Source organism: Chryseobacterium sp. 7, from assembly GCF_003663845.1.
GTDB lineage: Bacteria > Bacteroidota > Bacteroidia > Flavobacteriales > Weeksellaceae > Chryseobacterium.
In genome coordinates this window covers 4,077,713-4,091,023 of record NZ_RCCA01000001.1, presented here as the reverse complement: position 1 = coordinate 4,091,023, position 13,311 = coordinate 4,077,713, and the positions used below count along the sequence as shown (strand labels likewise).

The window sequence follows — 13,311 nt, the reverse complement described above, 5'->3', positions numbered from 1 at the left end:
AAGTGCCCCGTTGATGTCTTTGATGCATACCGGGGTATTTTTTTAGTTATTTGAGAGGGTGTACTTTATTGATTAATTACTTATTTTTCTTTGATAATTAATTGAAATTGCAAAAGCAGCCACTTCTTATTCTGGTAATATTTTTTATTCTTGGAATTCTTTTTCAGGATAAGATGGATTTGGCTGGAACTGTATTTTATTCAGTAATTGTATTGTGTTTGGCCTTACTTACTGCAATTTGTTTTCATTCATATTTTTTGCATAAAATAAAAGTTATTCTGCTGGCGCTTTTATTCTTTGGAGCCGGGATTATTCTCCATCATTATAATACTTCTGTAGACAATATTTATTCATTTCCCAATAAAAAAGAAACTGTTACATTTAAAATCTCTCAGAAATTAAACTCTACCGAAAAATATAAAAAATATGAAGGAGAAGTACAGATAGGAAAGGCAAATTTCAATTCTATTTTGTATGTTCCAAGAGACAATAAGGAGTTGGATTTTATTCATTATTACAAAGCTGAGGCGTATGTGATAAAACCTAAACTTCCTCAATATGATTTTCAGTTTAACTATGTTCAATATTTGCAGAGAAAATACATTAATTACCAGATTTATATTTCAAAAGAAATAACATCTGCAGAACGGAACGACGTGAAGCTGGCAGATCAGTTACGGCAGTACAGATATTCGGTTCTTCAGAAAATTGATCAGATAAAAATTTCAGGAAAAACAAAAGAATTTCTAAAAGGAATTATTCTGGCCGACCGAACAGAGATTGATGCAGGAACGGTTCAGGATTTCAATAAGTCAGGGCTGGTTCATTTTTTAGCGATTTCCGGAACTCATATTGTGGTTATTTTTGGTATGTTTTACTTTTTTCTGATTCGGTTTATTCCCTTACAATTTAGAAAATATGCAATTGTACTAAGTTTGTTTTTTATCTGGTTGTTTGCTGCTTTTATTGGGTTTGGAAACTCTGTTCTGCGGTCATGTATCATGCTGAGTGTCTATTTTATTTTTGTGCTGCTTCAGCGAAAACCGGATTTGCTTCATTCATTGGCTTTGTCCGCTTTTATTATTTTGATTGGAGATACCCAGCAGATTTTTGATGTAGGATTCCAGCTTAGTTTTTTAGCCGTTTTAGGAATCTATTGGCTGAATCAGCCGTTGTTGAAATATTTCCCAAAACAGGATCATTATTTTAAAAAATTATTGTTTAATACCATCACGATTTCTTTATCAGCACAGCTGGCTACACTTCCTTTGGTGTTGTATTATTTTCATCAGTTTTCATTCATTTCTATCATTGCCAATTTTGTTATTGTCCCTTTTTCCGAAATAATTATCGTATTCTCATTTATCATGACAGGCTTTATTGCATTTGAAATTGATTTTGATCTGATGAATAAAGTGTATGATTTTGTCATTCAGATTCTATTAAAAATAATTCATTGGTTTGCGGAGGTAGATTTTTTATTCTTTGAAAATATTCCCATGAACGGATTGGAAGTGCTTTCTATTTCTGCGGCTGTCTATTTATTAAGACCTGTTATTTTAAAATTTGATTTTAAAAATTCGATGAGGTTAACGATGGCTTTCGTTGTATTTTTGATGATAAGAACCGGAAGCAATGTCTTTGAAAATCAGAAAGAAGAGATTCTGGTTCATGACTTTGGTAAAGGCCGCGTTTTTTCTGTAAAAAGTGGTGGGAATGTCCGTTTTTGGGTTTCGGACAGGGAAAGTAAAACTAAAATTTTAAAGTATGTTGTGAATCCCTATTGCGCTGCAAGAAGAGTAGATCATTTTGAAATAAAAACCTTTCCTTCATCTATCCAAAAAGTGGTTTTCAGAGACCAGATTTATAATCTCAAATAGGGATTTATAATTTATGTGTTTTCCTGTATTTATAATGTATAAAATTCTTATTTAGAAACATTACAAACTGCCTAATTGTGAGATTTCTCACTTTTCGATATTGTTAAACTTTCTTAATTTTGTAGAAATTCAAATTTAAACTTATATGGCAGGTTTAACGAGTTCTACGATAGGTAGAAAATATGCTATGGCATTATCAGCTCTATTTTTGCTGATTTTTCTTATACTGCATTTGACGACCAATTTGTTATCAGTTCTGAACAAGGATGCATTCAACACCGCATCAGACTTCATGGGCTATAATCCTTTTGTGCAGTTCTTAATGCAGCCTATTCTTGGTTTTGCAGTAATTTTCCATTTCATTATGGGATTTGTGCTTGAGATCAAGAATAATAAAGCGCGTCCGGTAAAGTATGCAGCTAACAACGCGTCTGTGAATTCTTCATGGATGTCCAGAAATATGATTATTTCCGGAGCTGTTATTTTAGCTTTCTTGGCACTTCACTTATATGATTTCTGGTTGCATGAAATTAATTACAAGTATGTGGAAAGGTTAACTCCTGATGCAGAACGTTTCTGGCCGGAACTTCATGAGAAGTTTGCTGATCTTTGGAGAGTGGCTTTGTATGTAATCTCTTTCGTTCTACTAGGATTACACTTAGCACACGGATTCCAGTCTTCATTCCAGTCTATCGGAGCAAGACATCCAAAATATACGCCGGTGATCAAAGCTTTCGGAACATGGTATTCAATCCTTATTCCTGCAGGATTCATCATCGTAGCAGTTTTCCATTTTATAACTCAATAATATCAATATACTAGTATGAGTAAATTAGATTCAAGAATTCCAGCGGGTCCTCTTAAAGACAAGTGGAAAAATCATAAAGACCATATGAACCTTGTTGCACCAAACAACAGAGATAAGATTGATATTATTGTTGTAGGTACAGGTTTGGCAGGAGGTTCTGCAGCAGCTACATTAGCTGAGCAGGGATATAATGTAAAAGCATTCTGTTACCAGGATTCACCAAGAAGAGCGCACTCTATTGCAGCTCAAGGGGGGATCAACGCAGCTAAAAACTATCAGGGAGACGGTGACTCTACTTACAGATTATTCTATGATACCATTAAAGGTGGTGACTATAGAGCGAGAGAGGCCAACGTTTACAGATTAGCTGAAGTTTCTGCGAATATTATTGACCAGTGTGTTTCCCAAGGGGTTCCTTTCGGTAGAGATTACGGCGGTCAGCTGGATAACCGTTCATTTGGTGGGGTTCAGGTAAAAAGAACTTTCTACGCAAAAGGGCAAACAGGACAGCAGTTATTATTGGGAGCATATTCTTCAATGAGCCGTCAGATTGGTAAAGGAAGAATCAAGATGTACAACCGTCATGAAATGCTTGACCTTGTAATTGTAGACGGAAAAGCAAGAGGAATCATTGCTAGAAACCTTGTTACAGGTGAGATCGAAAGACATTCTGCTCACGCTGTAGTCATTGCTTCAGGAGGATACGGAAACGTATATTTCCTTTCTACCAACGCTATGGGATCAAATGTTTCTGCAGCATGGAAAATTCACAAGAAAGGAGCCTACTTTGCAAACCCTTGCTATGTGCAGATTCACCCGACTTGTATTCCTGTTCACGGAACACAGCAGTCTAAACTGACTTTGATGTCTGAATCATTAAGAAACTCAGGAAGAATCTGGGTTCCTAAAAAGATTGAAGATTCAGTAGCTATCAGAGAAGGTAAATTAAGACCGGAAAATATTAAAGAAGAAGATAGAGATTACTATTTAGAAAGAAGATATCCTGCATTTGGTAACCTTGTACCTAGAGACGTTGCTTCAAGAGCAGCTAAGGAAAGATGTGACGCTGGATTCGGAATCGAAAATAATGATACTCAGGAAGGAGTTTACCTTGATTTCTCTACAGAGATCATGAAAAAAGGTAAAGAATCCGCTATCGAAAAACATATTCATAATCCAACAGATCAGCAGATCTATGATTTAGGTAAGAGCTGGGTAGAGGAGAAATACGGTAACTTATTCGTAATGTACGAAAAAATTACAGCAGATGATCCTTACAAAACTCCAATGAAGATCTATCCTGCCGTTCACTATACAATGGGTGGTGTATGGGTAGATTATAACCTTCAGTCTACAATCCCTGGATGTTTCGTAATTGGTGAAGCTAACTTCTCTGACCACGGAGCTAACAGACTTGGTGCTTCAGCATTAATGCAGGGTCTTGCTGACGGATATTTCGTACTTCCTTACACCATTGCAGATTATCTTTCTGCAGATATCAGAACAGGAACAATTCCTACGAATTCAGCAGCGTTTGACGAAGCTGAAAAAGGAATTAAAGAGAAAATTGATTTCTTCTTAAATAATAAAGGAACTCATTCTGTAGACTACTTCCACAAGCAATTAGGAAACATTATGTGGAATAAAGTAGGAATGGGAAGAACTCCTGAAGGATTAAGAGAAGCAATTAAAGAAATTGAAGAAGTAAGAAACGATTTCTGGAAAAACGTAAAAGTACCGGGAGAAGGTGAAGGAATGAACACTGAGCTTGAAAAAGCATTCAGAGTAGCAGACTTCCTTGAGCTTGGACAATTAATGGCTATCGATGCACTACACAGAAACGAATCTTGTGGTGGACATTTCCGTGAAGACCACTCCACTCCGGATGGTGAAGCGGAAAGAGATGACGTAAACTACAAATACGTCGGAGCTTGGGAATATCAGGGTGATAATATCAACGCGGAAGTGTTGCATAAAGAAGAACTGATATATGACAACATCGAGGTTAAAACTAGAAGTTATAAATAATCTCCAACCTAAAATATAACATTATGAGTGCAAAAAAAGGCTTACATCTTACGCTGAAAATTTGGAGACAAAAAAATAGTAAAACTAAAGGTCAGTTTGAGACCTATAAAATATCAGATGTATCTACAGACTCTTCATTCCTGGAGATGCTGGATATTCTGAACGAAAACTTAATTAACGAAGGTAAAGAACCTATCGCTTTCGACCACGACTGTCGTGAAGGAATCTGCGGGATGTGTTCACTTTACATCAATGGTAGAGCTCATGGGCCGGATACAGGAATTACTACCTGCCAGCTTCACATGAGAATGTTCAAAGATGGAGAGACTATCGTTATTGAACCTTGGAGAAGTGCCGCTTTCCCTGTTATCAAAGATTTGATGGTAGACAGAAGTGCTTTCGACAGAGTAATGGCAGCAGGAGGTTTCATTTCTGTGAATACATCAGGTAATACATTGGATGCTAACGCAATTCCGGTTCCGAAAGAAGATGCAGACAAAGCAATGGATGCAGCAGCTTGTATCGGATGTGGAGCTTGTGTGGCTACCTGTAAAAACGGATCTGCAATGCTGTTCGTTGGAGCGAAAGTTTCTCAGTATGCATTACTTCCACAAGGTAGAGTAGAAGCTAAGAGAAGAGTTCTGAACATGGTGAAAGCTATGGATGAAGAAGGATTTGGAAACTGTTCAAACACCGGAGCATGTGAAGTAGAATGTCCAAAAGGTATTTCTCTTGAAAACATTGCAAGAATGAACAGAGAATACATGGCTGCTCTAGTAGATCAAGGATAGAATTGATTCAAATACATAAAAAATCGCCTTCATTTCTGGAGGCGATTTTTTTATGAAATGTAAAGCCCTGTTAAAGTTTGTTAACTTATTAATGGGTTTTAGGTATTCTTTATTTAATAAGTATATATTTGAAGGGTAGTTGAATTGTTTTTTCAAAACTCTCAAATACAGCATGCCCTTCGAAAAGAGACTATTAAAATAATTCAAATGTCCCTCTTGAAAGGCAATAATAAAATTTTCAAAAAAAATAATTAGTGTGAATTAGCAAGCCCTAAAAAGCGTATTTTTGTGTAATATTAAAAATTGAAATGAAAAAATATCTTTTATTGTTTATCATCACATTCTTTGTGATGTCTTGTTCAAAAAAAGTAGAAGTAAAAGGAAAAATTACTGGAAGCTCATCATTAGAAAGAATTGAATTTGTAGAAGCTTCAGGAGTAGGAACCCTGCCTTTGATTAATATTGGTTTAGATAAAGACGGAAATTTTTCAGGTAGCTTTGACGCACCTAAAGACGGAATGTACGTGATCAACTACGCAGGAAGACAAAACCTGATTTATCTTGAAGGAGGACAAAAAGTAAATATTTCAGGAAACGGAACTACTTTCCCTAATGAATATATAATTACCGGAGATGCTAAAAAGAATAACGACTTCCTTACGGCAAGTATGAAGTTCCTGGCAGACTACGGCAGCAAAGTTAACTTGGCAGGATTAATGGGCGGAGACGAAGCTGCATTTTTGAAAGGAATGCATAAAGTAGAAGCTGATATTAATAAAAATGTAGACGACTTAGCAAAGAAAAACAACCCAAGCAAAGGACTTCTTGAATGGAAGAAAAACGACATCAAAGTGACCATTCTTAACTTGCTTGCAAACTATGAAATGTCTCACGGACCAATGTCTGGGAACCCATCTTACAAAGCATCTAAAGCTTTCAAAGATTATGAAACCCAATTAGAGACAGATAAAGATGCGATGGTGAAAACAATCCCTCTTTACAGACAATATCTTTTGGTAAAAATGACTCCGGATTTCCAGAAGTATGCAGAAGCAAACAGCAAAGGAAAAACAGGAATTACAACTTCTGAGATGTTTGCTCAGTACCTGAAAACAAAGAAAGATTTATCTCAGACAGCAAAAGATTATCTTTTAGCTTTCGTAATGGCCCAGGCTGATATTCATCCTACAACAACACCTGCAAATATTGATAAAATCAAAAAAATTATTGATTCAGATATTAAGGATGCTACTATTAAAAGTGATCTTTTAAAAATGCAGGTAGCAATTACAGGACTTAAAATCGGAGATACCGCTCCTGAAGCAGCTTTAGCAAAACAGGACGGAAAATCTTATAACCTTTCTGAAAACAAAGGAAAACCTTATATGTTATTCTTTTACGCTTCATGGAATCCTTACATCAGCGAAGCTACAGTACCTGTATTGAAAGAAGTGGTAAACTTCTATAAATCTAAAATGAATTTTGTATTTGTGAACGTAGATGATACAAAAGATCAGTTCATTAAAACAAGTAATTCTCTTCTAAAAGGAATTCAGGGAGTGAATGTTTACGGTGAGGGAGGTCTTAACTCTGATATCGCTAAGAAATATGGTGTATACGGATTCAAGTTACCTTGCTTTGTAATCATTGATAAAGATGGTAAAATTGCCAGCAGATCATTCGTAAACCTTGGTGAACAGGAATTAGTAACAATTCTTGACAAGCAGACAGGTCTTTCAGCTCCAAAAGTAGAGCCGAATGCTCAAATGCAGCCACAGTTACAGCTTGATCCATCTGCAATGCAGCAAGCTCCACAACCGGCAAATCCTCAGCCGGCTCCTACAAAATAATAAACTTTAACACAGTATAGAAACCTTATCTTCGGATAAGGTTTTTTTTATTGTATTTTTGCAAACTGAAGCGTAAAAGTTTCAATTAGGAAAATAGAAAATTTTAGAATGAGTAGGAAGAAAAAAAGAGATTTAGTTCTTGAAAATATAAAGCTGTTGACCGCTGGAGCAAAAGGCGTAGCAATAGGAAAGACAGAAGAAGGAAAAGCGGTAATGGTAACAGGCGCTATTCCTGGTGATATAGTAAATGTAAGAGTAAAAAAAGCCAAGTCTAAATATTATGAAGGCGAAGCCGTAGAAGTGCTTGAAAAATCACCTTACAGAGTAGAACCTAAATGTATCCACTTCGGAACCTGCGGCGGCTGCAAATGGCAGAATATGAGCTATGAAAAACAGCTTGATTTTAAACAGGAAGAAGTATATAATAACATCAAAAGAATCGGAGGAATTGATAACTTCGAGACCGTTTCCATTCTGGGAGCTGAAGAACAGTATTTTTACAGAAATAAAATGGAGTTTTCTTTCTCTAATGCGAGATGGCTTACCCAATATGAAATCAGTTCTGAAGAAAATTTCGGAAGTAAAGATGCTCTAGGTTTTCATATTCCTGGAATGTGGAGCAAAATCCTTGATTTGAAAGAGTGCTTCCTTCAGGAAGATCCTTCTAATGCAATCAGACTTGCTGTAAAAGAGTATGGTGTCAATACGGGTCTGGACTTCTTTGATGTAAGAAACCAGGAAGGTTTTTTAAGAACCTTAATGATGAGACAAAACTCAAAAGGAGAATGGATGGTTCTTTTCCAGCTTTATAGAGAAGAAAAAGAAAACAGAGAAAAGCTTTTTGAATTCCTGTTAGAAAAATTCCCGCAGATTAAAACATTAGTATATGCTATTAATCCCAAGCAGAATGACTCTATCTATGATTTGAATATTAATATATATTTCGGAGAAGGTTATCTGATGGAAGAAATGGACGGACTGAAATTTAAGATCGGACCAAAATCTTTCTTTCAGACCAACTACAAACAGGCATTGGAGTTATACAGAAAAACCCTTGAGTTTGCAGATCTTAAAGGAGATGAAGTGGTGTATGACCTTTATACAGGAACAGGAACTATCGCTCAGTACGTAGCAAGAAATGCAAAACAAGTTATCGGGATAGAATCTGTGCAGGAAGCAATTGATGCGGCTATAGAACATGCAGCATTGAATGGGCTTACAAACACAACATTCTACTGTGGAGATATGAAAGATATTTTCAATGATGAGTTCATGGCAAATCATCCTAAAGCTGATGTTTTAATCACAGATCCGCCAAGAGACGGAATGCACCAAAAGGTGGTAGAACAGATCTTAAAGCTTTCACCGGAGAAAGTAGTTTATGTAAGCTGTAATTCTGCTACTCAGGCTAGAGACCTTGCTTTGATGAAAGAACATTATACTTTAGTGAAGATCTTACCGGTAGATATGTTCCCGCAGACCCATCATGTTGAGAACATTGCGTTGTTGATTAAAAAATAAATTTATTTAAATTTGAATTTCAAATTGTAATAGGAAGTGTCAGTTCCATCTGACTCAATAAAATAAAATGTACAGATGAAGTATTTTAAATTTCTCATAGCAATCTGCTTTTTAGGAATGCTTTTTTCCTGCGGCGGGGATGATGATATTTGCGAAAGTGGAGAAGGAACTCCCAGAATGAAGGTAGCTTTCAGATCCTTGTCAAACGGAAAAGAAATTACATTGGATTCACTGTATGTAGCAGTAGATTATGGTGCGGGAAAAGTGCAGCTGGGAAAACTTACGAACATTGATTCAAGATTAATTCCTTTACGAGTAGATACATCACCTTACACAGATATTTATTTCAGATTATCTGATAAAGGAGCAGAATCTAAGGTAAGGGTCAATTATAGTACCAAGTCAACCTATGTATCTCCCGGATGTGGAATCAAAAAATATTATGAGAATTTAAATTCAGAATTAGTAACTCCGAATCCTGTTCAGAAAGTGGATGCCGGACAAAATCAAATAGAGAATGAAGACAAGACTAATCTTTACCTTTCTTTTTAGTTTATTCGGAGTAATAAGCTGGGCACAGGACAAGAAAAAGGAAGCAGAAAAGAAGGTTCATGAAAAATATGTATCCAATTTTATGGTTGGCCTTGATGTATTGAATACCGGAGCAGGTTTCTTTTCAGACAGAAAACTCTATCAGGGATTTATTTCTTCTAAGCTAAGAGGAAACGTTCATGCTATTGCGGAAGCCGGTTTTGAGAAGAACGTATATCAGAAAAATGGTTATGATGCCAAGGCAAGTGGTCCTTTCGTTAAGTTAGGAGCATTCTATATGCTGGCAAAGGATTCCGAAAATGAATTTAACGGATTTTATGCCGGAGGAAAAGTTGCCGGATCATTCTATAACCAGGAGTATATGGCTGTCCCGGTACGTGGATTTGGTGGGAGTAACTCTTCTGAGGCTTTTCCTTCATCCTCACAGTCTTCTTTTTGGCTGGAAGGAACCATTGGTGGCAGAGTACAGTTATTCAGCTCCAACTTTTATATTGATGTGAATCTTCAGCCAAGATATATGGTATACACTTCTAAACAGGATGATATCTCTCCAATGATCGTTCCTGGATTTGGAAGAAGTTCTTCAAAATTCAATATGGGATTTGCATGGAATATTGCCTATAAGTTTTAGAAATAAGGATTATTTACTTTTACAATATACAAAACACAAACTTTATATTTCTATAAAGTTTGTGTTTTTTTTAATGAATAGTTGTATTTGGTGTATAATATTAAAAAATATTAATTTATTTTACTTGTGTGAGTTGTAAAATAGTTATATTTGGCGGAAATTATAATTGTTATTTAATTTATGAAAAGAGTATTTACTGCCTTGGTATGTACTTTAATAGGTGGAACGGTGTTCGGACAATGGACTCCCACTTCATTTAATAAAGTAGACACCAAAAAAAGAGGAGCTTTTACAGTAGAGAAATCTAACGTAAGAGAGAATGGGTATTATAAATTAGACTTGGCTTCGCTGAGATCTCAATTGAAGAATGCTCAGGAGATGGGGCCAAACGCAGCTCCGGTTATTATTTCTCTTCCCACTGTAGATGGGAGGATAGAAAGATTCAAAGTATTTAGCTTTCCTGTTCTGGCAAAAGAAATTGCTGATAAGTATGAGCTAGGTTCTTATGTGGGGACAAGTGTTGAAGACCCAAGTAAATATTTAAGATTCAGTGTTTCTCCAAACGAACTTCAGTCTATGATTATAGATGGAGACAAATATGAGTTCATTGAACCTTTAGCTACAGATAAGAGCGTATATGCGGTACATCCTAAAACGATGAAAAATCCAAACGGATTTATATGCTCTACTGAAGAAAGCCCAACTTCAAAAAAACAAATAGATGCTTTATTAAAAAAAGGAAAATCTATTGCTAACCAACCAACAAGCTTTGCTAAGAATTCTGATAAGAAATACAGAACAATGAGATTGGCAATGTCTGTTACAGGTGAATATACTCAGTTTTTTGGAGGTGTTGCTGGTGCATGGGCACAGGTAAACAACACCATGTCAAGAGTAAACGGAGTATTTGAAAAAGATTTTGCATTACACTTAAATGTACTAAATTATCCAGCTCTTATCTTTGATAATCCTGCTACAGACCCATATGCTACTGTTACCAGCGCAACAGCGCCTCCAGGTACATGGAATACTGAATTACAAAACCAATTGACAACAGTTGTTGGTGAGACAAATTATGATATTGGTCACTTATTTGGTGCTTCAGGTGGTGGTGGAAATGCAGGTTGTATTGGTTGCGTTTGTATAAGCCCTACTACTGATGAGCCAGAAGGAAAAGGATCGGGAATTACCTCTCCTGCTACAGGAAGTGTGAATCCATCTGCAACATATCCACCATCCGGAGATAATTTTGATATCGACTATGTGGCTCATGAAATGGGACACCAGCTGGGAGCAAACCATACATTCTCTCATAGCCTTGAAGGATCCGGAGTAAACATGGAACCGGGTTCAGGATCTACAATTATGGGATATGCTGGTATTACAGGAGCTAATTATGATGTACAGCCGCATTCAGATCCTTACTTCCATATTGCAAGTATTGATCAGGTTCAGGATAACCTGATTGAGAAAACTTGTGATATCGAAACTCCGATTGCTAATAACCCACCAGTTATTACAGCGTTACCAACATATAATATTCCTAAAGGTACAGCCTTTGTACTTACAGCTTCTGCTACAGATGCGGAAAATGATCCGCTTACTTATGTATGGGAAGAAATTGATAATGCTTCTGTTGTTATTAATAAGAATAATATAGGTAATACAACTACTGGTGCAACATTCAGATCGAAGTCTACAGGAACAAGCCCAACAAGATATTTCCCAAGCTTTACATCTGTAATGAATGGTGTATTAAATAATGCAAGTAATACCTGGGAATCAGTTTCTGCATTCGCAAGAACTACAAATTTTGCAGTTACCGTAAGAGATAACAACCCAAACGTTGCACAGCAGCAGACTAATTTTGCAACTCAAACAATTGTAGTAGGAGATACAGGGCCATTCAAATTAGCAAACCAATATGCTGATGTGAATACGCCTACACCTATTCAATGGCTTGTTGCTGGTACAAATGCTGCTCCATATAATGTAACAAACGTTAAGATTGATTATACTACAGATAATGGAACAACTTGGACTGTATTGGCAGCTTCAACTCCAAATGATGGAACTGAAAACTTTACATTCCCTTCTTCTTTAAACGGACAGATGATTAAAGTAAGAGTCTCTGCAATAGGAAACGTTTTCTATGCAGTAGGACCTGTTACAATAGGACCACTTTCTGCTTGTAGCTCTGCTGCACCTACCAATGTGGTAGTAAGCAATATCGGTAATACTTCGGCTAACGTTTCATGGATGGCTTATACAGGAGCAACATATAAAGTACGTTACAGAAAAGTAGGTACAACTACATGGAGTGAAGTTGATTCTGCAGTTCCTTCTGTTAATTTAACTGGTTTAGCTGAAGGTACAAACTTCGAAGTACAGGTTGCTTTGGTGTGTGGTACAACAGTAGGTACTTATTCTGCATCTGTTAACTTTACTACGCTTGCTATTACTTATTGTGCAGCATCAACATTGTTGACGACTGAAGAGTATATCTCAAATGTTACTCTTAATAATATTAACAACACTTCTGCAGCATCAACGTATACAAACTATACTACAAACTCAGCTCTTCAGGTTAACCTTGTTAAAGGTTCTACATACCCTATATCTGTTACAGTAGGAAAACCAGATGCTTATGATGTAGCTGCTGTATATATCGACTTTAACAAAAATGGAGTTTTTGAAAGCAGTGAAGTGGTATTGAATGTTCCAACTACATCTGTATCAACAGCTGTTCATAATGGATCATTTACAGTTCCTACAAGTGCAGTAGAAAATCAGCCATTAAGAATGAGAGTTCTTGTATTCTATGCAGGAGAAGACAATGAAGGATTCCCGATCCCGGCTTCATTTGCTTGTGGAACCAATTTCTACTATGGAGAGGTTGAAGATTATAACGTAGTTATTACAAGTAACCTTGCTACTTCTGAAACTTCTGTTAAAAATGACGGAATTCAGATTTACCCAAATCCTGCAACTGAAGTTCTGAATATTACTAAAGTTTCAAATAAAGCAACTTATAAAATCTATAGTGCTGCTGGACAATTAGTAGATAGAGGAAATATTAATGATGGAAAAATAAATGTTTCATCATTAGTTAAAGGAGCTTATGTTATTACAATAGATGATAAAGGAATTGAGCAATTCAAATCTAAATTCATCAAGAAATAAAGATAACCTTTGAATATAATTAGATCCCCGGGAAGCCCCCGGGGATTTATTTATTTAAAGCATAAGT

At 36.2% G+C, this 13,311-nt stretch carries 9 protein-coding genes; all 9 read left to right on the top strand.

The window, feature by feature from the left end:
* Positions 1-101 precede the first annotated feature (101 nt).
* The 9 genes from CLU97_RS18770 (at position 102) to CLU97_RS18730 (ending at position 13,244) form a co-directional block, all read left to right on the top strand.
* Complete coding sequence (locus tag CLU97_RS18770; RefSeq protein ID WP_121489281.1) at positions 102-1,880, top strand: ComEC/Rec2 family competence protein; 1,779 nt, start codon at positions 102-104, stop codon at positions 1,878-1,880.
* Between the two features lie 145 nt (positions 1,881-2,025).
* Complete coding sequence (locus CLU97_RS18765; protein ID WP_121489280.1) at positions 2,026-2,688, top strand: succinate dehydrogenase cytochrome b subunit; 663 nt, start codon at positions 2,026-2,028, stop codon at positions 2,686-2,688.
* Between the two features lie 15 nt (positions 2,689-2,703).
* On the top strand, positions 2,704-4,716 hold the full coding sequence (locus CLU97_RS18760; protein ID WP_121489279.1) for a fumarate reductase/succinate dehydrogenase flavoprotein subunit: 2,013 nt from the start codon (positions 2,704-2,706) through the stop codon (positions 4,714-4,716).
* 23 nt (positions 4,717-4,739) lie between these two features.
* Entirely contained in the window at positions 4,740-5,507 is a 768-nt protein-coding gene (locus CLU97_RS18755; RefSeq protein WP_062675785.1) for a succinate dehydrogenase/fumarate reductase iron-sulfur subunit, read from the top strand.
* A 308-nt stretch (positions 5,508-5,815) separates the two neighbouring features.
* A complete protein-coding gene (locus tag CLU97_RS18750; RefSeq protein WP_121489278.1) occupies positions 5,816-7,357 on the top strand; it encodes a TlpA family protein disulfide reductase in 1,542 nt (513 codons plus the stop codon).
* 108 nt (positions 7,358-7,465) lie between these two features.
* Entirely contained in the window at positions 7,466-8,878 is a 1,413-nt protein-coding gene (rlmD, locus tag CLU97_RS18745; protein ID WP_121489277.1) for a 23S rRNA (uracil(1939)-C(5))-methyltransferase RlmD, read from the top strand.
* A 75-nt stretch (positions 8,879-8,953) separates the two neighbouring features.
* Entirely contained in the window at positions 8,954-9,430 is a 477-nt protein-coding gene (locus CLU97_RS18740) for a DUF6452 family protein (protein WP_121489276.1), read from the top strand.
* Positions 9,396-10,061, top strand: coding sequence for a DUF6048 family protein (locus tag CLU97_RS18735; protein ID WP_121489275.1), 666 nt, complete (start codon positions 9,396-9,398; stop codon positions 10,059-10,061). The genes CLU97_RS18740 and CLU97_RS18735 overlap by 35 nt, the downstream gene beginning before the upstream one ends.
* 180 nt (positions 10,062-10,241) lie before the next feature.
* Entirely contained in the window at positions 10,242-13,244 is a 3,003-nt protein-coding gene (locus CLU97_RS18730) for a reprolysin-like metallopeptidase (protein WP_121489274.1), read from the top strand.
* Positions 13,245-13,311: the final 67 nt, after the last annotated feature.

Coding starts and splice junctions, on each gene's coding strand:
- CLU97_RS18765 (WP_121489280.1), top strand. CDS start 2,026: ATGGCAGGTTTAACGAGTTCTACGATAGGTAGAAAATATGCTATGGCA.
- CLU97_RS18760 (WP_121489279.1), top strand. CDS start 2,704: ATGAGTAAATTAGATTCAAGAATTCCAGCGGGTCCTCTTAAAGACAAG.
- CLU97_RS18755 (WP_062675785.1), top strand. CDS start 4,740: ATGAGTGCAAAAAAAGGCTTACATCTTACGCTGAAAATTTGGAGACAA.
- CLU97_RS18750 (WP_121489278.1), top strand. CDS start 5,816: ATGAAAAAATATCTTTTATTGTTTATCATCACATTCTTTGTGATGTCT.
- rlmD (WP_121489277.1), top strand. CDS start 7,466: ATGAGTAGGAAGAAAAAAAGAGATTTAGTTCTTGAAAATATAAAGCTG.
- CLU97_RS18740 (WP_121489276.1), top strand. CDS start 8,954: ATGAAGTATTTTAAATTTCTCATAGCAATCTGCTTTTTAGGAATGCTT.
- CLU97_RS18735 (WP_121489275.1), top strand. CDS start 9,396: ATGAAGACAAGACTAATCTTTACCTTTCTTTTTAGTTTATTCGGAGTA.
- CLU97_RS18730 (WP_121489274.1), top strand. CDS start 10,242: ATGAAAAGAGTATTTACTGCCTTGGTATGTACTTTAATAGGTGGAACG.